General features: G+C 50.5%; 23 protein-coding genes and 2 pseudogenes. 21 read left to right on the plus strand and 4 right to left on the minus strand.

What is annotated here, in order from left to right; genetic code table 11:
• The first annotated feature begins 510 nt into the window (after positions 1-510).
• Entirely contained in the window at positions 511-1,020 is a 510-nt protein-coding gene (locus tag A6U95_RS21235; protein ID WP_065685908.1) for a hypothetical protein, read from the plus strand.
• Between the two features lie 148 nt (positions 1,021-1,168).
• Here the strand turns inward: A6U95_RS21235 and A6U95_RS30105 are convergent, their stop codons facing one another.
• On the minus strand, positions 1,169-1,321 hold the full coding sequence (locus tag A6U95_RS30105; protein WP_021178298.1) for a type I toxin-antitoxin system Hok family toxin: 153 nt from the start codon (positions 1,319-1,321) through the stop codon (positions 1,169-1,171).
• A 316-nt stretch (positions 1,322-1,637) separates the two neighbouring features.
• Here A6U95_RS30105 and A6U95_RS21240 point away from each other — a divergent pair, with 316 nt between their 5' ends.
• Complete coding sequence (locus A6U95_RS21240) at positions 1,638-2,234, plus strand: GNAT family protein (RefSeq protein WP_065685909.1); 597 nt, start codon at positions 1,638-1,640, stop codon at positions 2,232-2,234.
• Positions 2,235-2,299: 65 nt separating this feature from the next.
• Here A6U95_RS21240 and A6U95_RS21245 read toward each other — a convergent pair whose 3' ends face one another.
• A complete protein-coding gene (locus A6U95_RS21245) occupies positions 2,300-3,055 on the minus strand; it encodes an SDR family oxidoreductase (RefSeq protein WP_065685910.1) in 756 nt (251 codons plus the stop codon).
• A 167-nt stretch (positions 3,056-3,222) separates the two neighbouring features.
• Between A6U95_RS21245 and A6U95_RS21250 the strand changes: the two genes are divergently transcribed.
• The 10 genes and pseudogenes from A6U95_RS21250 to A6U95_RS30415 form a co-directional block, all read left to right on the plus strand.
• Positions 3,223-3,531, plus strand: coding sequence for a helix-turn-helix domain-containing protein (locus tag A6U95_RS21250; protein ID WP_065686205.1), 309 nt, complete (start codon positions 3,223-3,225; stop codon positions 3,529-3,531).
• Between the two features lie 131 nt (positions 3,532-3,662).
• On the plus strand, positions 3,663-4,013 hold the full coding sequence (hinT, locus tag A6U95_RS21255) for a purine nucleoside phosphoramidase (protein ID WP_021178295.1): 351 nt from the start codon (positions 3,663-3,665) through the stop codon (positions 4,011-4,013).
• Positions 4,014-4,025: 12 nt separating this feature from the next.
• Complete coding sequence (locus A6U95_RS21260; RefSeq protein ID WP_065685911.1) at positions 4,026-4,415, plus strand: YcfL family protein; 390 nt, start codon at positions 4,026-4,028, stop codon at positions 4,413-4,415.
• A 25-nt stretch (positions 4,416-4,440) separates the two neighbouring features.
• Positions 4,441-5,022 carry a penicillin-binding protein activator LpoB gene (gene lpoB, locus A6U95_RS21265; protein ID WP_065685912.1) on the plus strand — a complete coding sequence of 194 codons (582 nt, stop codon included), beginning with the start codon at positions 4,441-4,443 and terminating at the stop codon, positions 5,020-5,022.
• Positions 5,003-5,866: a phosphotransferase gene (locus tag A6U95_RS21270; protein ID WP_065685913.1), complete on the plus strand. Its 864-nt coding sequence runs from the start codon at positions 5,003-5,005 to the stop codon at positions 5,864-5,866. The genes lpoB and A6U95_RS21270 overlap by 20 nt, the downstream gene beginning before the upstream one ends.
• Positions 5,867-5,903: 37 nt before the next feature.
• Positions 5,904-6,923, plus strand: coding sequence for a beta-N-acetylhexosaminidase (nagZ, locus tag A6U95_RS21275; RefSeq protein WP_029712059.1), 1,020 nt, complete (start codon positions 5,904-5,906; stop codon positions 6,921-6,923).
• Positions 6,924-6,999: 76 nt separating this feature from the next.
• Positions 7,000-7,542, plus strand: coding sequence for an alpha/beta hydrolase YcfP (gene ycfP / locus A6U95_RS21280; protein WP_024485957.1), 543 nt, complete (start codon positions 7,000-7,002; stop codon positions 7,540-7,542).
• 332 nt (positions 7,543-7,874) lie between these two features.
• Complete coding sequence (locus A6U95_RS21285; protein ID WP_037374843.1) at positions 7,875-9,179, plus strand: NAD(P)/FAD-dependent oxidoreductase; 1,305 nt, start codon at positions 7,875-7,877, stop codon at positions 9,177-9,179.
• Between the two features lie 296 nt (positions 9,180-9,475).
• Positions 9,476-10,012, plus strand: a complete 537-nt coding sequence (locus tag A6U95_RS21290) for a glycine zipper 2TM domain-containing protein (RefSeq protein WP_173409428.1) — start codon at positions 9,476-9,478, stop codon at positions 10,010-10,012.
• 274 nt (positions 10,013-10,286) lie between these two features.
• A pseudogene (locus A6U95_RS30415) lies at positions 10,287-10,805 on the plus strand (IS1 family transposase); the annotation flags it as partial.
• A 34-nt stretch (positions 10,806-10,839) separates the two neighbouring features.
• Here the strand turns inward: A6U95_RS30415 and A6U95_RS21295 are convergent.
• Positions 10,840-11,334 (minus strand): DUF2938 domain-containing protein, encoded by a 495-nt coding sequence (locus A6U95_RS21295; protein WP_065685915.1) that lies wholly within the window; start codon positions 11,332-11,334, stop codon positions 10,840-10,842.
• A 158-nt stretch (positions 11,335-11,492) separates the two neighbouring features.
• Between A6U95_RS21295 and A6U95_RS21300 the strand changes: the two genes are divergently transcribed.
• The gene (locus A6U95_RS21300; protein ID WP_065685916.1) at positions 11,493-12,164 is read left to right on the plus strand and encodes a metalloregulator ArsR/SmtB family transcription factor; all 672 of its coding nucleotides are present in this window, start codon (positions 11,493-11,495) and stop codon (positions 12,162-12,164) included.
• 99 nt (positions 12,165-12,263) lie between these two features.
• Here the strand turns inward: A6U95_RS21300 and A6U95_RS21305 are convergent, their stop codons facing one another.
• On the minus strand, positions 12,264-13,688 hold the full coding sequence (locus tag A6U95_RS21305; RefSeq protein WP_083196437.1) for an MFS transporter: 1,425 nt from the start codon (positions 13,686-13,688) through the stop codon (positions 12,264-12,266).
• A gap of 570 nt (positions 13,689-14,258) precedes the next feature.
• Between A6U95_RS21305 and A6U95_RS21310 the strand changes: the two are divergent.
• The 8 genes and pseudogenes from A6U95_RS21310 to A6U95_RS21340 form a co-directional block, all read left to right on the plus strand.
• A pseudogene (locus A6U95_RS21310) lies at positions 14,259-17,282 on the plus strand (amino acid adenylation domain-containing protein); the annotation flags it as partial.
• A complete protein-coding gene (locus tag A6U95_RS31600; RefSeq protein ID WP_241810714.1) occupies positions 17,271-17,624 on the plus strand; it encodes a phosphopantetheine-binding protein in 354 nt (117 codons plus the stop codon). The pseudogene A6U95_RS21310 and the gene A6U95_RS31600, both read left to right, overlap by 12 nt.
• Positions 17,621-19,252: a GMC family oxidoreductase N-terminal domain-containing protein gene (locus A6U95_RS21315; RefSeq protein WP_065685917.1), complete on the plus strand. Its 1,632-nt coding sequence runs from the start codon at positions 17,621-17,623 to the stop codon at positions 19,250-19,252. Before A6U95_RS31600 ends, A6U95_RS21315 begins: the two co-directional genes overlap by 4 nt.
• Positions 19,249-20,007, plus strand: coding sequence for a thioesterase domain-containing protein (locus A6U95_RS21320; RefSeq protein ID WP_065685918.1), 759 nt, complete (start codon positions 19,249-19,251; stop codon positions 20,005-20,007). The genes A6U95_RS21315 and A6U95_RS21320 overlap by 4 nt, the downstream gene beginning before the upstream one ends.
• Positions 20,008-20,014: 7 nt before the next feature.
• Positions 20,015-21,145 carry an acyl-CoA dehydrogenase family protein gene (locus A6U95_RS21325; protein WP_065685919.1) on the plus strand — a complete coding sequence of 377 codons (1,131 nt, stop codon included), beginning with the start codon at positions 20,015-20,017 and terminating at the stop codon, positions 21,143-21,145.
• 30 nt (positions 21,146-21,175) lie between these two features.
• On the plus strand, positions 21,176-22,045 hold the full coding sequence (locus tag A6U95_RS21330; protein ID WP_065685920.1) for a GNAT family N-acetyltransferase: 870 nt from the start codon (positions 21,176-21,178) through the stop codon (positions 22,043-22,045).
• A gap of 49 nt (positions 22,046-22,094) precedes the next feature.
• The gene (locus A6U95_RS21335) at positions 22,095-22,559 is read left to right on the plus strand and encodes a group II truncated hemoglobin (RefSeq protein ID WP_065685921.1); all 465 of its coding nucleotides are present in this window, start codon (positions 22,095-22,097) and stop codon (positions 22,557-22,559) included.
• A 90-nt stretch (positions 22,560-22,649) separates the two neighbouring features.
• Complete coding sequence (locus tag A6U95_RS21340; protein WP_065685922.1) at positions 22,650-23,201, plus strand: flavoprotein; 552 nt, start codon at positions 22,650-22,652, stop codon at positions 23,199-23,201.
• Positions 23,202-23,416 lie beyond the last annotated feature (215 nt).

Consider the following 23,416-nt stretch of genomic DNA (forward strand, 5'->3'; position numbering starts at 1 on the left):
GAGATGTGTATAAGAGACAGAAAGGGATGAATATAAACAACTCGGAAGAGATCTTAATTGGTTACGTCTTGCAGATGTGAAGCATGTATTAGAAAATTTTGATGAATTAGTTGTAACTAACTTTTATGATTCTTATCTAGAGTCAGCTAGGTTGCTTCAAGAAATAATTGACGAAGAGTATGTAAAAAAAATAGAGAGTGACTTTATTATCAGCGGAATGCTGAATGAAATGGGTTATTAACGTCCGCATCTGGGGAAGTAGTTCCCATGACCACAAATTGACCCAAACGCCCACGCTATAGCCGTTTTCAGCACGCAGTTACAGGTATCTAAATCATTGATAACTATGTAACTGCTTGTTTTTATTACCCTCAATATGGCGGCTTAGGCCTCCCTTTTTTTATGCTCTTTTCTGAGCTAGTAACCGTTATTGACATGAGTTCGGTATTAAGTTTATATCCGTTAGTACAAAAAATTAGCATCATGAAGCCAGCCAGAAGGACATTGGCGATGAAAAAATACTCTTATCCTTATCTTTTTAGCGTGACGATACTATTTTTGGGATTCGTTTTGGGGATGGTACTATGGCGTAGTGAGATCTATCGTCAAACCTTTCTGAATCGTACAAGTGTGCGTTATATGTTTGTGACGGCGCTGGCACTGGCTTTGCTTATCTCACTTTTGATTATCAGAAGTGGCGCGTTTAATAGCAGTAAATTCATTGATTATATTAAGCTTTATGGTGCTATTAGCATCGTAACGGTGCTTGTCGCTATCATGTTATTAATAACGGCTACTTACTATCTACCCAGTAAAACATCTTCATATACTACGACGTATTCCTATGCTTACGGGAGTCGCAACAGTTGTACTGGGGCAGAAGTTAATGATGCAGATTTAGACATGAGTATTAGAGTATGCAATCCAGTGGGCAACTATGAGTTTAATAACAAGATATATATTGAAAAACGAACTAATGCCCTTGGTATGGTGGTGACTTACGCTATAACTTTCCCTTAAAGGTGGCACATTGTCAAAAAGAAGAGGACATTGGGAACGAGATAGTGCTAGTAAAGGCGGGGAAAGTCTTCTTTTGGATGGAAGGGGTGCTCATGGATCTCTGCTCAAACAACCAACAGGCGGGGGCAAGCCCCGCCGTTGGGTTGCCTTACCTTGCGGATTCGTAAGCCATCATGGCCGCAACCTCCGTTTCTCCGCTACGAATGCGGATCTCACAGAGTCTTTTCCTGGTCATCCAGGTGAACACCAGTACGGTGATACAGAGAATAACCAGGGCCATTACTACTAACTTTTGCGGCATGATAGCCTCCTTGTCCTTGCCTTTCGGCGGGTAAGAGGCTACCTTTATGGTGTTTGGGCATAAGAGTGGCCTCGGGTTGATTTACATCGATTCGGGGCTTTTCTCTTTCTATCCCTTGTTAATGCTCAGGACAAAAAGATCCAGAGCACCCAAGCGAATGTTAACAGTAATCCCGCCTGGTAATAAATCAGCGCTTTGTTACATAGAACAAGTAAGCTGAACGGGATCAGTGTACATCCTGTTTAATTTGTTGGTTTTTTTCCCTGTTTATTGCGATGCTGATGGCAGTTCATCGATCGTTGCAAGAGAGGGAATAATGTCCACCCCATCCGTGCTCAAGCCACCAACGTTGGTCGGCAAACAAATAGAACTACGACCCTTGCAGCCAGAGCACCGTGAGGCAATGCTGATCGCCGCTGCTGATGGCGAACTGTGGAACCTGAAGGTTACCGCAGTGCCGAGTGCCAGTATGATCGACAGCTATATCGCCACCGCCGTGGCAGGCCGTGATGTTGGCTCCATGCTGCCGTTTGTCATTGTTCAGCAGGATAGCGGGCTAATTATCGGCAGTACCCGTTTCTGGAAAATCGACCGGGCTAATCGCAAAATGGAAATCGGCCACACCTGGCTGAGCCAATCGGTGCAGCGTACCGGCGTGAATACTGAAGCGAAATACCTACTGCTCGGCTATGCCTTTGAAGTATTACAGGCGGTACGGGTACAGTTCACCACCGACGAACTGAACGACAAGTCACGCGCGGCAATTTTGCGGATTGGTGCCAAGCAGGAGGGGATTGTACGTCATGAGCGCATCATGCCCGACGGGCGCAAACGTAACTCGGTCAGGTTCAGCATTATCGATGATGAATGGTGTGAGGTGAAAGCCAGGTTGGAAGTTTTGCTGAAGCGCTAAACTCGTGGAGCAAACATTGGCATGATCTCATTGGGCGCAGCATGCAGCGCCCCTACAATAGCCTTTCAACTCCGTGCTAAATTCCCCACGCCACCGTCGATCAGCAGTTCACTGCCCACCATGTAGCTGGATTCGTCAGACGCGAGGAATACGGCGGCTTTGGCCAATTCCAGCGCAGTCCCCATGCGGCCAATCGGCACCAGCGCGTGGATCTCTTCGCGCAATTCCTGTTCAGCCTGTGCCGGTAAACCCAGCTTGCCCAGCGCCGGAGTTGCCGTTGGGCCAGGGCTAAGGCCGTTGACACGAATACCGCGCGGGTGCAGCTCAGCAGAAAGCGAACGCGCCAAAGACAAAATCCCGGCTTTACTGGCGGCATAGACACTGCTTTGCGCCAGGCCAATATGCGCGCTGACGGAACCACACAGGATCACCGAGGCAGGATTGCCCAGCAACGGTAACAGGGCCTGGATCAAAAACAGAGGGCCTTTGAGATTGGTGTTCATCAGTTGGTCATAGCGTTGTTCATCCCATTCCTGTAACGGCAGGTGGGTGACATCACCGGCGTTGATATACAGGATATCCAGCCGGGGCCAGCTTTTAGCCAACTGCGCGGCTAAAACAGGCTGTTGGCCGATATCCCCGGCGTCATTGTGCAATAGCACGACATCCCCTAGCGTTTCGCCAGCCGCTGTTAACCCGCTTGCGCTGCGCCCGGTGATCGCCACGGTGGCTCCTTCGGCAATAAACTGCCGGGCCGTCTCCAGCCCGATGCCGCTGGTTCCCCCGGTAATCAACGCGTATTTACCTGTTAATCGTGACATAACCCTTCCTCTCGTTGGTCAGTTACGCCATTATTGGTCTCTCAGTACCTTTTGCATAGTAGGTACCGTTTGGATACTAAAAGACAAGGTGGGATGCAATGGCGTCAATAGTGAAAGGGCAGGTCGAAAAAAATTTCCCGTTACCGCCGGCGGGAGAACCGTGCCCGATGGTGAGCTTCGTCAATTTGGTTTCGGGAAAATGGGCGATCCCGATCCTGTATCGCCTGATGGTGATCGACGGTCCAATACGCTTTAGCAAATTACAGCGCGCGGTGGCCCCAATCGCGCAAAAAGAGCTGACGCGTCAGCTCCGCCAGTTTGAACAATGCGGTCTTGTCACTCGGCAAGTGTTTCCTGAGGTGCCACCACGGGTGGAATACGAGATAACGCCTCTGGGTAAAACGTTGCGCCCCACGTTAGACTCGTTGGCCGATTGGATGCGTGGCCATGCGCCGCAGTTGATTGGTAGCCAATAACCGCTGGTAAACTCGTAAGGTTGAGTGATTCTCCATCACTCGATACGGAAAGTGCGCAATCGGGTTGATAGCAGTAGAATTTGTCACGCATACTGCGTAAACCAATATTTTCGCTGAACAAGGAGTTCCAGATGGCCGAAGAAACGATTTTCAGTAAAATTATTCGCCGTGAAATCCCTGCCGATGTCGTCTACCAGGACGAGCTGGTCACCGCATTTCGTGATATTTCCCCACAGGCACCGACCCATATCCTGATCGTGCCGAACGTCCTGATCCCAACGGTGAACGACGTGACCGTGGAACATGAGGCCGCATTAGGCCGTATGATCACCGTGGCGGCCAAAATTGCCGAGCAGGAAGGGATTGCCGAAGACGGTTACCGCTTGCTCATCAATTGCAATCGTCACGGCGGGCAAGAGGTCTATCATATTCATATGCATTTAGTCGGTGGGCGCGCTCTGGGCCCGTTGTTGTCACGTTAACCGAGGAAGACCATGCGCTATATCCACACGACGCGTTACTTGATGGCGCTGGTGCTCCCCGCCGCGATGCTGATGGGCTGTAGCAGCCCGAAGGGCATCTCGGTCAATGAACGGCAAACGGTGGTGATGGATTCACCGGTACTGACGGCGGGTATTCTGGCGGATAACCCGTCTATTGCCGACGCATCTGGCCGCCTGCGGGCCAGTTCGGTGCTCAGCAACACCCAGACGACGCCGGTGACCCTCCACTATCGTTTCTACTGGTATGACAAACAGGGGTTGGATATCCTGCCTTTTGAACAGCCGCGTACGGTCACCGTTGCCGCCAATTCAGACACCGAGATTTATTCGTTGAATGGCAATCTTGATGCCAAGCGTGTACGTCTGTATTTATACTTATAAGTTTTGGGTTACGTTGGAGAAGGTAATGAAAAAGTTCCTATGGGTGGCACTGGCCGCGTTGGTGTTAACCGGTTGTCCATCACGTCCGCCAGAGCCTACGGCACCGGTGACGGTAGAGCCACAACCGCAACCAGAGCCTCAGCCTGAACCGTTGCCACCAACCACCGAGCCGGTGCCACAGCCGCCGAAGATCCAGCAGCTTGACTGGCTGGGCAGCGTGCAGCCGTTGGTCAATCAGATGCTGAAGGCTGATGGCGTCACGCCTGGCAGCGTATTGCTGTTGGACAGCGTGAAAAACAATACCAATGGCTCATTGAGCATCGGCAACGCCACCTCGGCGCTGCATCAGGCTTTGGCATCCAACAACACCTTTGCCGTTGTGCCGGAATCGCAGTTGGCGAGCGCCAAACAAACGCTGGGCCTGTCGGCGGAAGACAGCCTCGGATCGCGCAGCAAGGCGATTGGCCTGGCGCGCATCGTCAATGCGCAATACGTGTTGTATAGCGACGTCAGTGGCGATGTGAAGTCACCGGCGATGGAAATGCAACTGATGCTGGTACAAACCGGTGAGATCGTCTGGTCAGGCAATGGCGACGTCAAATACTGAATCCCAGCTGCGGCGACTCTTGAGTAACAGGCTGCCGGCGGTAAATACCGCCGGTTGTCATTTTAGCCTGGTAGAAGGGTTGAGCGGCGAGAGCTGGCGGATCGACAGTGGCGATGTGCAACTGCTAGCCCGTCCGCAGACGCCAGAAAAACGCATGCTCGGCGTTAACCGTCGGCGTGAGGGGCAAGTGCTCAAGCGTGCTGGATTAGGCATGGGGCCAAAGGTGTGGTTACAGAGCCCTGAGTGGTTGATCGTCGAATGGCTTGCCGGTGAGAGCGTTGACGAAACGGCGTTTGCTTCCTTAACGGCCAACGGGGAGTTGGCAGAGTTGACCGCCCGGTTGCATAACCGTGGGTTGAGTGGTTACCGGCTGGATCTGCAACAGCAATATACCCGCTATTGGCAGCAAATTGATCGCCGGCGGATCACGCCAGCCTGGCTGCGTTGGCAGCGCTATTTCATCAACGGCACCATGCCGCGACCGTTGCAGTTGGCAACGCTGCACATGGATATTCATGCCGGTAATCTGCTGCGACAGGCCGGTCAGCTAAGGCTGATCGACTGGGAGTATGCCGCCGATGGCGATATCGCCCTTGAGCTGGCGGCGATGTTTCGCTTCAATCAATTTTCCCCGGCTGTGCAACAACGCTTTTTAGAGCAATACCAACCCCACGGCTATGCCGATTTGCCGCAGTTGGCCTCACAGGTTCAGCGTTGGTTGCCGTGGGTGGATTACCTGATGCTGATGTGGTGCGAAGTGCGCTGGCAGCAGTGTCGGGATGCGGAATTTTTGCGTTGGGGCGCAGCGTTATACCGGCGTTTTTGTTTATCATCGTCAAATTAATCATGAATACTGATGTGAGGTGGCCGTGGGCCCAGTAATGCTAGATGTCGTCGGCTATGAGCTGGACGCAGAAGAACGCGAAATTTTAAAACACCCGCTGGTAGGGGGCTTGATCCTGTTTACCCGCAACTTTGCCGATCCGCAGCAGTTGCGTGAGCTGGTTCGCCAAATCCGCGCGGCCTCGCATTCGCGGCTGGTAGTGGCGGTGGATCAGGAAGGCGGGCGCGTACAGCGCTTTCGCGAAGGTTTTACCCGCTTACCGGCGGCGCAGTCCTTTGCGGCGCTCAACGATGCTCAGGAAGGCGGGCGTCTGGCTCAGGAAGCCGGGTGGCTGATGGCCTCGGAAATGATTGCCCAGGATATCGATATCAGCTTTGCCCCGGTATTGGACATCGGCCACGCCAGCGCGGCGATTGGCGAGCGTTCTTTCCATAGCGATCCGCAGCAGGCGTTAGTGATGGCCGAACGCTTTATCCAGGGGATGCACAGCGCCGGGATGAAAACCACCGGCAAGCATTTCCCAGGGCATGGCGCAGTCACGGCGGACTCGCATAAAGAAACTCCGCGCGATCCAAGGCCATTGGCTCAAATCCGCGAACATGATATGACTATCTTCCGTGAGCTGATCCAACGCGGATTGCTGGATGCCATCATGCCAGCCCACGTTATCTATACTGAAGCAGACCCGCGCCCGGCCAGCGGCTCGCCTTACTGGCTGCAGCAAATCTTGCGTCAGGAGCTAGGCTTTGAGGGCGTGATTTTCTCTGACGATCTGTCGATGGAAGGGGCGGCGATCATGGGCAGCTATGCCGAACGTGGCCAGGCGGCGCTGGATGCCGGTTGCGATATGATCCTGGTTTGTAATAATCGGGCAGGGGCGGTCAGCGTGTTAGATAACCTGTCCCCGGTCAAAGTAGAGAAATTGCAGCGGTTATATCATCGCGGTCAGTTCACCCGTCAGGAACTGCGCGATTCCGACCGTTGGCAAAAGGCGCATCATGCGCTGAGTCAATTGCATGAACGCTGGGAAGAGCATAAGCAACGCTCAGCGGGGTGAACGGCCAGGGCGCCGCAAGAAGGCGGCGTTAATAATGGGGGCTGCCAGCGGCCCCCAGCTTGTTGCGAGGAACCACATGATTATCTATTTGCATGGCTTCGATTCCACCAGTCCCGGCAATCATGAAAAGATTATGCAGTTACAGTTCATCGATCCGGACGTGCGCTTTATCAGCTACAGCACTTTGCATCCGCGCCATGATATGCAGCATTTATTGAAAGAGGTGGACAAGGCGGTACAGCAGGAAGGGGATGCCCATCCATTGATCTGCGGTGTGGGTCTTGGGGGTTTTTGGGCCGAACGTATCGGTTTTTTGTGCGGCATCCGTCAGGTGATCTTCAACCCGAACCTGTACCCGGAAGAACATATGCACGGCAAGATCGACCGGCCGGAAGAGTATCGCGATATCGCCACCAAATGCGTGGAAGATTTCCGTGAGAAGAACCGCGATCGCTGCCTGGTGGTGCTTTCTCGCCAGGACGAAGTGTTGGACAGCCAGCGTAGTGCCGAGTTGCTGCACAAGTATTATGAAATCGTCTGGGATGAACAGCAGAGTCACAAGTTTAAAAACATCTCGCCGCACTTGCAACGCATCAAAGCGTTCAAGACATTGGCGTAACAGTTTTATAACGCATTTTTGAGCCGTGAACGCTGTTCCCCAAGGGCAGCAATTGCGGCTTTTTTGTTTTTATCGTGCCCGTTTTCGCCGGTGGGCAGCAAAATGTAAAACTGTGATCTCACGCTAACTATTTGAATCACAATCCTCAAAAAATCCCTTCGTCCAGCCTTTAACCAAAAAACTTTGATGTACATCAATTTTGGTATGACCAAATAACCTCTCGTGCTATTCTGGCCCCAGATTGCAGGTTTAACTTAAGCGAACCCTATGTATTCTAAGGATATTGTTTATTTACCCTTAGGCAACAATTGGTTCACATTCAGGGGGTCATTTTGACAACGCCAAAGAAAAAAATTGTTATTGTCGGCGGTGGTGCCGGTGGTCTGGAGCTGGCAACCAGCCTGGGCCATAAACTGGGTCGTAAGCACAAAGCGGAGATCACGCTGGTGGATCGCAACCACAGCCATCTGTGGAAGCCGTTGCTGCATGAAGTGGCTACCGGCTCCCTGGATGACGGTGTGGATGCGTTGAACTACCTGGCACATGCGCGTAATCACTTCTTCAACTTCCAACTGGGTTCACTGGTCAACATTGACCGTGAAAATAAAACGCTGCAGTTAACGCAGATCTGCGATGAGCAAGGCTGCCAGCTGGTTCCCGCCCGCGAGTTGAGCTACGACATCCTGGTGATGGCGCTCGGCAGCACCTCGAACGACTTTGGCACCCCAGGGGTAAGAGATAACTGCATCTTCCTGGATAACCCGAATCAGGCGCACCGTTTCCATAACGAGATGTTGAACCTGTTCCTCAAGTTCTCTGCCAATCCGGAAGAGAAGGAGAGCGTGAATATTGCCATCGTGGGCGGTGGGGCTACCGGCGTTGAGCTGTCGGCAGAGCTGCATAACGCGGTCAAACAGTTGCACAGCTACGGTTTTGAAGGGCTGGATAACAGCGCCTTGAAGGTTACCCTGGTGGAAGCCGGTGAGCGTATTCTGCCAGCGCTGCCGCCGCGTATTTCCGCAGCGGCGCATCAGGAACTGAACAAACTTGGCGTGCGGGTATTAACCAATACCATGGTGACCAGTGCCGATGAGCATGGCCTGAACACCAAAGGCGGCGAATTTATCAATGCCGATCTGATGGTGTGGGCGGCCGGCATCAAGGCTCCAGACTTTATGAAAGAGATTGCTGGGCTGGAAACCAACCGCATCAATCAGCTGGTAGTTGAGCCAACGCTGCAAACCACCCGTGATGCCAACATTTTTGCTATCGGTGACTGCGCTTCCTGCCCACGTGAAGGCGGCGGCTTTGTGCCACCACGGGCACAGTCTGCTCACCAGATGGCATCACGTTGCTATAGCAACATCCTGGCGATGATGCACGATCAGCCGATGAAACCTTACGTTTATAAGGATCACGGTTCACTGGTCTCGCTTTCCCGCTTCAGCACCGTAGGTAGTCTGATGGGCAACCTGATGCGCGGTTCAATGATGGTCGAAGGGCGTATTGCCCGCGTGGTGTATATTTCGCTGTACCGTATGCACCAGGTAGCGCTGCATGGCTATACCAAAACCGGCCTGATGATGCTGGTGGGTGGTATCAACCGCGTGATCCGTCCGCGCTTGAAGATGCACTGATTTTTTTAACCCATTCGTTCGGTTGATGAAAACCCACGTAGGCTTGCCGCGTGGGTTTTTTTATTGCCGTGAGATAGGGAGCTGGCAGGGATAGGATTCTTCTCAATTCATGGGTTTTGGCCCGTTTACAGTGCGTTTTGCTCATTGAGTCTTATTGCGAGGCTGAACTTCCTTGTGCAGACTTTAGGGAGTTTACAGACGGCGCGTCACGCACGCCGTAAACCGGGGGATCGCCAGTGATCACGGCGAGCTCGCCCGGTGCATAATGCGTGGTAACACATTCAGGAGGATTTCCTGTGAACAAATCAATGTTAGCCGGTGTTGGGATTGGTATTGCAGCCGCTCTGGGAATTGCTGCCGTAGCTGGTCTGGACGTATTCACTCCTGGCCCACAATATGCGCAGGTTCTCGCCGCAACACCGATCAAAGAAACCATCAAAACCCCTCGGCAAGAGTGCCGTAACGTCACGGTGACCCATCGTGCGCCGGTTCAGGATGAAAACCGCATCGCTGGCTCCGTGCTGGGGGCGGTTGCCGGGGGCGTGATTGGCCACCAGTTTGGCGGTGGCCGGGGCCGTGATGTTGCGACCGTGGTAGGTGCGCTGGGTGGCGGGTATGCCGGTCACCAGGTACAGGGTGCCTTGCAAGACAACGACACTACCACCAGCACGCAGCAGCGCTGCAAAACGGTGTATGACAAATCGCAGAAAATGCTGGGCTATGACGTGACTTACAAGATTGGCGACCAGCAGGGCAAAATCCGCATGGATCACGATCCAGGCACCCAGATCCCGCTGGATAAAAGCGGTCAGTTGATACTGACCAAAGTCTGATCTTCGCAGTTTACTCCTCACAACAATCCTTCAACAGGGCTGAGGAATAATCCCTACTAATTTTTTTAGTGGATTCAGATAATTAGAACGAGTGCTTTACGAGCAATCTGTTCCATTTTGTTCGCAAATTGGCAGTGAGATAATTACGATGACCTTTTCTCGTCTGCTTAAGGTTGTTTTTCATCCCGTTTCTAGGTGAAAAACAGCCTGCTTCTCGTCTCAATTTTTCTGGGGATTCCTCAGCCCACAGGGAGAAGGAATCGTTCTGGCGCCGATAATCGTTGATTAGGCCTTCAACGGTGCTGGTGTCCGGATACGGTAAGAACGCTAAAAGTCGGTATCAACGCCGTCATGCGTACTTTAATAACTCGCGCCGAAGCGGATAACGTCCTCACTAGTCGCTCATGCTGATGTAGCGCTTACCTGCGAACTCGATGAACAGTGGAGCTTTGTCTGCAATAAGGTTCGCCAGCACTGGCTCTAGTATGCAAACAATACCAAAACAGGCAGTGTACTGGCCTACACCTTTGGGCACCGCACCGATGAAACTTGCCGATTACTGATCCCGTTCAATATCGGCATGCTAGCCAGTGATGAATGGGGCAGTTATAGCCGGAAAGTACAGAAGGATAAGCATCTGACGGGCTGCATATTTACTAAATGTATTTAACGTAATAACCTAACGTTGCGAACCCCTATAAAGCGCATGTACCATAAAACAATCTGATTCTCATGGTCGATTGAGTTGCAAGAAAAGGTCATCGGGGCCTCCATCGAAAAGTACATGTTCTACTTATTGGAGTCATTACCCGCGTTAGTGACTTTTCTCAGCTTATCGGCCAGCAGTACTGTAGCAAAACAGCACTCAGATATATCCCAACACCATACGAACCGTGTGCTATTAGACTACGCTGGCGCGCTATATTAGGTTGCGGTGTCTTGGATGCAGCCAAGCCAAAACCAAATCCAGGTTGCATAACAAAGAAAGGGGCTATGACGCTTATAATGCCCATAATGAGTGCTGCCAAAAATGTGGGGTGCTCAAGCCAGTCTTGCCCCATGAGATAAATAAATATCAGAGAAAAGACGACGCCGATAGCGTAGTGTGCCGTCCACCCCAGAGCCTTTTCTCCGCTTATTGGTGTTGTCTGCATGATGGTATGGTGAAAAAACTTGCCATTTGGCATGTGTCCTAACCAGCGCCCGACTAACTGATAGTTGAGCGAAGGGATATCAAAAAAGCGTTTTTGCAGTAATGCCCAGATGTCCATTACTAAGGTTGCTCCAGTACCAATCAGCACTGCACGTAATAATATATCCATTTAACGATCCTTTTTACGCTTCTAGGACGTGGAAAACGTAACATGTTCTGTAACACAATCTCGATTGAAAGGTAGCAGCAGTAAACTGGTGGGCTCCTTCAACCTTTGATATAATATCTTTCAATTATTATATTGAATGATGGGGTAGTAAAAACAATATGTCAACACTCAATGGCGATAGTCAACGTCAAGTTCTTAATGAATTTGCAGAAGTGACACGTTCCTTGGGGAACTCACATCGTCTGCTACTGCTTGAGCATATCGCACAGGGAGAAAGACCGGTTGAAAGGCTAGCGGAACTGGCTGGTCTTACGATAGCCAATGCTTCTCAGCATCTTCAACATCTCAAACGTGCGGGGTTTGTGCAATCACGCCGCGAAGGGAAAAACGTCTACTACCGTTTGGGCAATGGGCCAGTCCAGAATATCTTGACGGCGATTCGGCAATTTGTGGAATATCGACATAGCGAGATCAGATCATTCGTTACTGATATTTTCAGCCAGCGTGAACGGCTGGAATCGATTTCTCGCGAAGAGCTTCTGCATCGCTTGAATGAGGGGGATATTACTCTGCTGGATGTGCGTCCCCCCGAAGAGTTCGCCTCTGGCCATCTGCCTGGAGCGGTCAATATTCCGGCCGAAGAACTAGAGGGTCGCCTATCTGAACTGCTTAAAGGACAGGAAGTGGTGGCGTATTGCCGCGGGCCGTACTGCGTCCTCTCTCTCAACGCTATGAAAACCCTGCATACCAATGGGTTTCTCGCTCGTTGCCTAGAGGATGGCTTTCCGGAGTGGAAGGCCGCCGGGTTGGAGGTGCAAATTAACCGGTAAGTCCTCGTTTTCTCTGTTTACTGGTATAACCTGTCACGGAAACACCACTGGATCCTGATACTCAACATTATGGTTCCAGTGGTATTTCGATTATTAAGGCTAATTGATCTTTTTCATTAAAATTAGCGCGCCTATCGCTGCGAGTAAATAGACTCCTCCTGCAGTGCCAAATGCCCATGCATAGCCATTAACTACGTTTGCCTGGGTTGCCGCTACTGCCATTAATGCAGCCAGCCCCATAGTTGGACCTAACTCCATTGATGTGTTCATTACGCCGCCCGCAAGGCCCGCTTCGCGTAGGGGAACATTTGCCGTAGAAAGTACCGCACTGCCGGAAAAGGTCAAAGAAGCTCCGGCGGGGAGGATAAATAAACCAGGAAGCAGGCCAAGTACATAGTGGGTTTGCTCATTGAGCTGTGCCAATAAAAGCAGCCCCGCAGCACCGAGCAGTAGCCCGACAATTGTGATTTGCAAGGCGCCGAAGCGCATAATGAGGGCCCCGGCGGCACGATTCATAATTAGGAGTCCAACGGTATAAGGTATAAAGGCCATGGAGGTTGCAAAAGAGGACCAACCGCGAAATTGTTGCAGATACAGGGAAAGTAAAAAGGTAATCAAGCCCATACCCGCAGCGGCCAGTAGAATACCAATCAGGCCAGTCATGCGCATTGGGTTGAGGATAAAACCAGGGGGTAGCAGAGGAGAGCTAACATGTCGCTCGACGAGCATGAAAGTGAAAATGAACAGCAGGCCAGCGGCAACAGGCAGATAGACAGGCGCAGTCAGCCAAGAATATTCGCCACTCATGATCAGGCCAAAGCTGAACAGCGAAATGCCACTAGTCGCCAATAGAGCACCACTCAAATCTAGACCAGGAGAGTCGTTATCATGTAGGGGGAGCGGCTTCATCATTGTGCGTACCAAAAGCAGACCGGACAAGCTAACAACAACCGGAACAATAAACATCCACCGCCAAGACAGCCAAGTGGTGATGATGCCTGATGAAAGAAAACCAACGGCTCCCCCCAGAACCGATACTCCGCCCCAGGTTGCCATTGCATGGTTGAACTGGCCCGCCTCTCGGTAGAGTTGGCGCAATAATGCCATCAGGGCTGGAGCCGTAAGCGCGGCACCGATCCCTTGCAAAAAGCGAATTGCTACTAGAATCCAATAGGAGGAAGCGAACATGCCGCTCAATGACGCAAGGCCGAAGATAAGCATCCCCAAAGTAAACATTTTTCTTCCACTGTAACGATCAGTTAGTCGCCCGCCAAACAGCAACAGGCCGCTAAATGGCAACCCATAGGCAGCACTCACCAACACCAGTTCGGCTTGAACCAACTGGAATTCTGTGCCAATCGCTGGTAGTGGGACTCCAATCATGACAATTGTAAAAATCAGCGTTGCCTGAATGGAGGCGAGAATAGCAAACACTAAAGCGTTATTTTCCTCTACGACTAATGGTCGAGCCATATCTTCAGGAAGGGCCGAATCGCGTTTGTCTGTCACAAAATCATTACTCATTTTACCACCCTACTTGTCATCTGTTGGATAAGTTTACTTCCTATGTGTAATCATTAATTTTATTTATGAATAAATAAAATCATTCAATTGATTAATTGAGTATTGTGCGTGTTGATCTGATGTTGTCAAGTTAAAAAGAAAAATGCGTATAAATTAATATTAATTTTTCATTACTTTATTGATGGTCATTACTGGTTCCTTATCATGAGTGCTGAATGGTTTTTTATTTTATTTCAATTAATTCAATTTGTTACGAGTAATTGCTTGTTTTTTTTATGATATCAAATTGTTATGCACTGTGATGTTTATGCTTGACGTCATAAAACATATTAATGTAGTATTTCAACAATCAATTGATCAGTTGATTGATTGTTGTAATGAAATATTCACGATGTTTATATGAAGGGCTTGGGCATCTCATCTATCCGATGTTTGCTGCTACAACGGTATTTTTGGGGGAGGTTTTACCCCTAACTTTAAGTAATTGGTATTCTTAAACGTTTTGATGGATGCGTAACGCTCTCATGCTATTTTTATTGAATAATCTCAGAGGGGCTTTTTATGCGAGTCATGCAGGAATCGGCCAAGAGAATTGGCTTAAAACTTTCAGGGAAAGAAAATGACCTGATCACCAATCAGATTGAACATTCCGTTGAAAAAAATGTCACTAAAATAAATGAGTTGCTTAATGGGAAACTACCTGTAGATGATTCGACAACCTTTGATAAAACAGTGGAAAGAAAAGAGGATGAGTCATTTCCGCTAACCGATATTCAATACGCTTATTTGATTGGTCGCAATGCAGGAATACCTCTGGGAGGGATTGCAACGCATTACTATTTTGAAGTCGAAATTTTCAACCCCGATCTCCAGCGGCTCAATGCAGCCTTGAACCAAACGCTGTCCCTGCATGCCATGCTGCGCGCCGAACTGACTGATAGTGGCCGTCAACGAATTTCTGCGGCCCTTGAACATTATGAGATTGCCGTGACGGATTGCCAATACATGGATGATAACCAGTTGCAGGAATTTATTAATAGCACACGAAGTGACATGGAAACGCATTTACGTTCGTTGGCTGTTGCACCGTCTTTCGAGATTAGAGCCTCCTTATTGAATAAGATGAAGGTTCGTTTACACCTCTGTTTTGAATTGATGTTTCTTGATTTGCATAGTGTGAAAATAGTGATGAAGGATTGGTGGCGGTTCTATCAAAATCCATATGTAGTAAAATCCGAGCCGGAATTTAATTTTGGCGATTATATCGAAAGAGAAAGGCAACTTCTGCAGAGTAAGCAAGGCTGCCGGGATAAGGATTATTGGTTAAATAAAGTGGGTGCGATGCCCGCAGCTCCTGAACTACCACTGTATCAGTCACCTTAATTAATTAAAAACCCCATATTTAAAACGCTTTCACACCCGATCTCACTGGAATTAGTCAATAAGCTTCGTCAGATCGCGACTGCACAGGGTATTACCCTGGAAACACTCTTTCTTGGCGTTTATGTTGAAACCTTGCGGCAGTGGTCGCGGCGCCAGAACTTTACTCTCACTTTAACCCAGCATGCGCGACGTAACTATTTCCCGGATGTGCAACAAAGCGTAGGGAATTATCTTCAGTCAAGCCTGTTGTGTGTTAAAGACGGTAAGTCGGAGGCGTTTGGTCAGCGCTTGGTGATGTTGCAGACTGAACAGTTGTTGAACTACTGGCATTCCTCATTCAATGGGATTCAGGTTCTACGCGAAATGACGCGTCGGAGCCAGGGAGGACGGGCGCTCTCTTTCCCGGTGGTATTCAGCAATACCTTGAATGCGGAACTACGAGATATTGTCACCGACTATGGCTGGGAAGGCACGGCGATGGTCAAGTATAGCAGCACCCAAACGCCCGGCGTCTGGCTCGAAAATCAGTTGTTGCGTATCAATGGCGATCTGGTGATGAACTGGAACTACGTCGAAGGGTTGTTCCCGGCGGGTATGCCGGAAATGATGTTTGAGGCAGCCGTTAAACTGCTGAACGCCTGTGGCGAAAACCCGCAGATTTGGTCACAACAGGGTGCGGTAGTGACCTTGAACACGGACGACATGCAGGAGAGACTGGCTGCAAATTCGACGGATGATGGTATGCCACCTGCGTTGTTGCAGGATCTGATCTTGCATGCTGCACGTCAGTTCCCAACCAAAACGGCGATTATTCAGGGGCAAAGAGAGGTCAGCTACGGGGAGTTGGTCACCAGCGGTAACCACGTTGCCGAGCAACTGAGTGCTGCTGTGGCCATTGAACCGGGTGACATCGTTGCTGTTTCTCTGCCGCAAGGGCCGGAAATGCTGGCCGCCATTCTGGGTGTACTGTTCGCGGGTGCGGCTTATGTCTCGATTGACCCACAATTTCCTGAGCAGCGTAAAGCGCGGTTGATTGAGCGCTGTGCTGCGAAAGCCATCGTGACGCCTGCTGGCCTGGAACCAATAGATGGATTAATCAACATCGGGGTGGTCATTAATAGTGCTGCACCGATGAAGTTTCCTTCACTGGTGGCAAAACAGACATTGGATGATCTGGCCTACGTTATTTTTACCTCCGGCTCTACTGGTGAGCCAAAAGGGGTAATGATTACGCACCGCAACGCCGCTAATACGGTTTTGGATATTAATCGTCGTTTCAACGTCAATCAGCATGACCGTGTCTTCTCCGTTGCGCCAGCGGGGTTCGATCTATCCGTTTATGATTATTTTGGAGTTCTGGGAGCCGGTGGCAGCATCCTGTTTGCTGCGGAAAATGAGGCTAACGATCCGAAAATATGGGCTGAAAAGATCACCAAACATCGGGTGACTTTGTGGAATAGCGTGCCGGCACCAATGAAAGCCTTGGTAGAGCGGGCCGGTTCGCAGCTTTCTGGCAGTGCTTTGCGTCTGGTGCTGATGAGTGGAGACTGGATCCCGGTCAACCTGCCGGATCAAATCAAGGCCGCCGTCAACGGTATTGATGTGATCAGCCTTGGTGGGGCGACAGAAGGTTCAATCTGGTCAATTGCTTACCCAATCCGGCATGTAGATAGCGCCTGGAAAAGCATTCCTTACGGTAAGCCATTGGCTAATCAGCAATTTCATGTGCTCAATGAATGGCTTGAACCTTGTCCCAAGTGGGTTACTGGTGAGCTGTTCATTGCAGGCGCTGGCGTGGCACAAGGTTACCTGGGCGATGCTGAAAAAACGCAGGAGAGATTTTTTAACCATCCGATCACTGGCGAGCGGCTGTATAGAACCGGTGATTTGGGACGCTATATTGATGAAGGACTGATTGAGATCTTGGGACGTGAAGATAATCAGGTAAAAATTAATGGCTATCGCATCGAACTGGGTGAAATAGAGGCTTGCCTGTTGGAGAATCCGCAGGCGAACCACGTCGTGATCACTGCGGTAAGCCACCCGAAAACCGGCCAAAAGCAGCTAGCTGCATATATTGTGCCGAAGCAACTGGCCAGCGAGAACGAAAAGAGCGCGTTGGAAGGTACACTACGCGAACTCGCTCAAGCTCATCTCCCTTCTTATATGATACCAACCTGGTTTGTCTTATTGGACAGTATGCCATTGACAGCTAATGGGAAAATAGATCGTAACGCTTTGCCCGTGCTATGGGGGGAAGTGGTAGCTGCGTCGGATAAGAGTGAACCCGCCGATGAGCTTGAGGCCCGTGTATTCGCCTTATGGTCAAAACAGCTGCAACACGGTGACTTTGATGTCAATGATGGTTTTTTCGACATCGGTGGCGATTCATTGCATGCGGTAGGGCTGTTGAGCGCGGTACGCGAAACCTTCAAGGTCGGCCCGTCCAGTGAACAGGATATGATCGAGAGCCTGTTTATGAATGCCTCAGTACGTGATTTTTCGCGCATCCTTTCCAGCGTAGCGGACAAGATTCAGGAGCAATACGCATGACGCATCCATTTAAACCGGCTCCAGAGCAGGTTGATTATGATTTTATTGTGGTCGGAGGCGGGACAGCGGGTTGTGTGATGGCTTCTCGTCTTTCCGAAAGTGGCAAACACAGTGTTTTATTGCTTGAGGCGGGGCAGGATTCTGACGTTGCTCAACCTGATAGTCCGTTGCGGGATGCTTCCCGCCTGGTTCTTGAAGGCTATAACTGGTCATACGAAGCCAACGTGCATGGGACAGAGCGATTTTCTCGTTTCGTCCAGGTAGATGATAATCAGCCGTTAGAGCGTAACCGGCGTAAAGCCTTTGGCTATCGCCTGGGGAAAGTCATGGGGGGATCGTCTGCGATTAACGGTGCCGTAGCCTTAAGGGCCTTTCCCAGCGATTTTAACCGCTGGGTAAATATGGGGTGTCGTCAATGGGCGTGGTGTGACGTTTTGCCGTGGTACAAGAAGCTGGAAAATGACGTTGACCGTCCGCATTCTTCACTGCATGGTCACCAAGGGCCTCTCAGGTTGCGGAGGCCTGTAGGGGACGATATCTTGCCATTGGAGAAAGCCTTTGCCGATATATGCCAACAGAACGGCATCGCTTTTGTTGACGATCTGAATGAGGGAGAAAGTGCGGCGGTGGGTGTCGTACCAGCCAATGTGGTGCAGGGAGCGGAAAGGTACGATCTTTACCGCGCCTATCTTTCTGCGGCACGCGAGCGGGAAAACCTTCAGATCCTCTCGCACATGACGGTCGAGAGAGTGCTGTTTAACGCGGGCAAGGCTGTTGGTGTCGAAGCGTCGCACGACGGGGGCTATACTACCTATCGTGCCAACCAGATCGTGCTGTGCGCCGGGGCGATAGGATCTGCGGCAATCTTGCAGCGTTCCGGCGTTGGAGATGCGCGTTTATTACAACAACTTGATATTCCCGTGGTGGCCGATCTGCCTGCCATTGGCAACCATCTGTCCGATCACGCTTCGGTAGTACTATGGGCACTCCCAAAATCTGGAAATAGCATCCAGGAAACACCGTGGCGGCAAACTGCGGCGCGCTTGAACAGCGGGTACGATGCGCAGATTGATGTGCAATTAGGATTAATGAACAACGTGGCGAGCAAGACCGTACCCGGTTTTCAGAATCGCACCGATTACCCACGCTTGGTGGGGGCCTCTGTGATGCTGATGCGTCCCAAGTCCAGAGGACGAGTGTTTATCCAGAGCAGGGATAGTCAGCAACTGCCGATGATCGATCTGCCGTTATCACAGGAGCCAGAGGATATCGCGCGCTTGGTCGGGGGTGTACGTCAAATGTGGCGGTTGATCAATCATCCTGAGCTTGCGACATATCTCGACGGTATCCAGTTCTGGTCTGAGGCTATGATCGACAATGATGAGGTTATGCATAACGCCATCAAAAATCTGCTCAGCCCCGGCTGGCATGCCTCTGGTACGGTACGGATGGGATGTGCGAGCGATCCGCAGACTGCAGCGGATGAACAGGGTAACCTGCACGGCCTGAGCCAAATCGCCGTTGCAGATGCTTCACTCTTCCCTTGTATCCCCTCGATGCCCACGAACCTCACTACCGTGATGGTTGCTGAGCGTATCGCCTCTTTCTTACTGGGGAGCCATATATGAATTCGTCTGCGCCCAAGCGCGTCATTTATGCCTTCCCACACGCAGGCGCCAGCGCGAGCGTCTATCGTGCTTGGCTTGGCCGCTTCAAAGGGGATTCCAATCTGGTATTCAAGCCTATCGAGATACCTGGCCGTGACGTGCTGAGCCGTGAAAAGGTGATCGACAATCTGCCGTTGTTGGTCGATCGGATCTGCGCCGATATCCATGCGGACTTTGCCCTGCGCCAGCAGGCTGGGACGACCGAATGGGTGACGTTTGGTCATAGTTTTGGTGGCGTGCTGAGTTTTATCGTGAGTGCGGCGTTGGCGGAAAACTATGCTATGCGCCCGCTGTTTTCCGTGATTTCAGGCTCTATCGCACCGAGCGTGCAGGCTGACGATGACCGACATTTGTGGACGGACGATCAAATCATTTCAAAAATGCGTGCGGATAATGGGACACCAGAGAGCATTCTCAATGAGCCCGCCTTCGCCCGCAGGCTGGTGACCTCGCTCCGTACCGATTATATCTTGCGCCATCAGTTCCTGGCGTTTGTGGATAAAAAAGTGTCGCAACCCTTGGCCGTTATCTCAGCGGATCAAGATGAACATGTCACTGAAGAAATGCAAGCAGCGTGGCGGAACCACACGTTTGCCACCACCCAACTACACCCTATCGAAGGGGGCCATTTCGCTATTTATAACTATTTTGACTTGGTAAAGGCGCTATTTTCGCAGGTACCAGAGACTCAGGCATTGGTCGCGGAATCTTTCTGAGGATATTATGGAAAACACAGAGTTAACACATTTTCGACTTACCTGCCGTGATTTCCTGGCGCGTGAGGCTAATCCCTTTCTATCTGAGTGGGAAACTAACGGCCTGATCGGGCGTGATTTTTGGCGCCACGCGGGTGAAGTGGGGTTATTAGGATTGGGCGTTGTCCGTGAATTGGGCGGTCAGCAGAAGCCTGATTATCACTATGCTGCTGTCCTGACGGAGGAGTTAATTCGCGCCGAGATGACCGCGCCAGTCATTATCTCTCATAATGATGTGATCGCCAGTTATATAGACAGCCACGGTACCGATGAGCAGAAAGCTCGCTGGCTGCCAGGGTTGTGCAGCGGTGAACTTATTGCGGCGATCGCTATTACCGAACCCAATGGTGGATCGGATTCGGCAGATCTTGAGACGACCGCGGTAAAGCAAGGGCAGCACTATATTGTCAATGGTCATAAAAGCTATATCACCAATGGGATTAATGCCGATCTTATTCTGACCGCGGTAAGAACCTCAGAGGCGTCACGTGGGCAGGGCACCAGTTTGCTGATCGTTGAACGAAACACCCCGGGTTTTGAGCGCGGGCCATTGCTGAAAAAAATAGGTTGGCATGCCAGTGATACCGCCGATCTTCATTTCACCGCATGTCGGGTTCCCTGCGAAAATCTTATTGGTCGCGAGAATATTGGCAACCTCTATTTTATGGGAGGGATGCCGCGAGAAAGATTGAGCATTGCGACCGTTGCCGTTGCCACAGCGGAATATCTACTTGAAAAAACGCTGGTATGGGTAAAGCACCGTAAGGCTTTCGGGCAGCCTATCGGATCGTTTCAAGCGAATAGGTTTATGCTGGCGGAGCTGGATACGGAAGTAAAAATAGCCAGGGTGTATTTAAATGATGCAATCGCTCGCTTTAACCAGAAAAGCCTCAGCGTGGTTGATGCGGCAAGAATTAAACTCTGGACTACTGAGCTTCAGATAAAAGTGGCCGATCGCTGTTTGCAGTTGCATGGAGGGGCTGGTTATATGAGTGATTCATATATAGGAAAATCCTGGGCAAATAGCCGGGTGCAAACTATTTATGGCGGCACGAGTGAAGTGCTTAAAGAGTTTATTAGCAAGTCTATGGGGTTGTAACCGAAGTTATTCGTCCGGTTAGGAGATACTATGAATGAAATAACCGAATGCCCTGAAAGCCAATTTCAGGTAAGTATCGCTACACCCGAAACATGGCCGGTGGTGGTGGAAATGGCACGTCAGGAGCGCTGGGATCTTGGGGAAGGAGACGCGAGTCGTTTCCTTAATGTAGATACGCTGGGTTTTTATATCGGTTATTGGCAAGATAGGCCGATTGCTTCGATATCTGTTGTGAACCACGCGCAAAATTACGCTCATCTCGGCCATTATATTGTTAATCCCGATTTTCGCGGTCAAGGGTTTGGCTTGGCGGTTTGGAGTATGGCGATTGAACATGCTGAAGGGCGCTGTATTGGCCTGGATGGCATGCCCGCCCAAGAGGACAATTATCAGAAGTATGGGTTCAAAACACACTATCACACTTTCCGTATGGTGGGAGCGGCGACTAAAAACATTGTCGAACTACACAATATAGAACTCGTCGATCAAAAAAATATTACCTCTGTGATTGATTTTGACGCGAATTTTGTCGGGTATTCTCGTGCCGGTTTACTTGCTGAGTGGTTTTTCGACCAAGGGCGAAAAGGACTTCTGTTAGTGGGTAATGAAGGGATTGAAGGCGTAATTGGTTTACGTCCTTCCGATGATGGTTATCGAGTCGGGCCTTTCTATGCCGCTAATGAGAAAAATATGAAAGCACTGTTGTTGGCCGCGATGAATGAGATACCGCAGCAGACGAATGTCACTCTAGATATTCCAGAATACGCCCAACAAGCCATCGAATTTGTCCGCTCTTTAGGGTTCAAAACATTGTTTCATACTTGCCGGATGTATCGTGGGGAACCGCCTGCAGATTATCAGCCAGGAATTAATGCCCTGGCTTCTCTGGAATTAGGTTGAGTTATCAATATTGTCTGAATCATCACCAACTAACTTTGCTGGAGTACTTATGTCAGAAAATACACCAACTTTATTTGAATGGATGGGTGGAAGAGAGGTTCTGCTAAAACTCATGACGACCTTTTACGCCAAGGTTGAAAAGGATGAGTTATTAGCGCCGATGTTTGCTCATATGGCGGGTGACCACCCGGAGCATGTCGCTATCTGGCTGGAAGAGGTTCTGGGGGGGGAGGCTAATTACACGGCTTATCGAGGCGGATTTAAGGGCATGGTTTCCAAGCATCGCGGCAGGAGTATCCAACCGGAGCAGCGTCAGCGTTGGGTGGATTTGATGATGGAGTGTGTGGACGAGGTTAACTTGCCTACCGATCCTGAGTTCCGTTCCGCATTTGCCGCTTATATTGAGTGGGGATCGCGTCGCGCCCAGGCGAATTCGCAACCTAAAGCGCCACGCCCTAAGCGGGAAACGATTAAGAAGTGGGGCTGGGGTGAAGCACCTCCTGGTACGCTGTAATTTCTGCGGGTATTTGATGCATGAAAGTAGAGGCTGCGGCTTTTACTTTCATAGCAGTGGCTATTAGAGAGCTTTGTGTGGAGCACGATCATGACGGAGAAGAAGCGGATTTTAATTGGTGCCACCGGCTCGGTGGATATCACCTATCTTCCTGAGTACCTGAAGGCGATCAAAAAGAATATTCACTGTTCGTTAACCGTGTTGATGACTCGGCAAGCAGAGCAGTTTATCCCCGCGGAAACGCTCGGGCTGTGGGCTGACCGTGTGATTGCGGGTGAAAAACCTGCTGATTGGCCCAGCGACAAACCTTCAAAGATTGTTTCTGACCATGACATTATGGCGGTATTGCCTGCAACGGCGAATACGCTGGCCTCGGTCGCGCAAGGTGCTGCGCCAAATCGCTTGACCACGGTAGTGCTTGCTGCGGATTTTCCGGTGTTGTTCTTCCCGGTAATGGGGACCGTGATGTGGAAGAAAGCTGCTGTACGTCGCAACGTTAACCAACTGCGCGAGGATGGTTATGAAATGATTCAACCTGTTTGGCATGAAAACTATGATACTGCGTTACACCGCATGGTGAGCCATCCATCTTTGCCCTCTGTAGATGATGTGGTGAAGTTGTTAACTGCTCGGCTTATATAAAACACTACAATATCGAAATCCATGAGCGGTGGTATATGGTCGCGCCAGCTCTGTTGTTGCAGAACATCATTGATGCACTTGCGATCATGTGGGCGGCCAGGCGGAATTACGGAAGGGAACAGTAAGATTAACCGCGAGCGGCAGTGAGGGTTACGATTTGGCGCAAAATAGGCTGTTTCTACCCATGAAAGGGCTAAAAAAACAGCTTCAAGCAG

Origin of the sequence: Serratia sp. 14-2641 (assembly GCF_001692375.1) — a bacterium.
GTDB lineage: Bacteria > Pseudomonadota > Gammaproteobacteria > Enterobacterales > Enterobacteriaceae > Chania > Chania fonticola_C.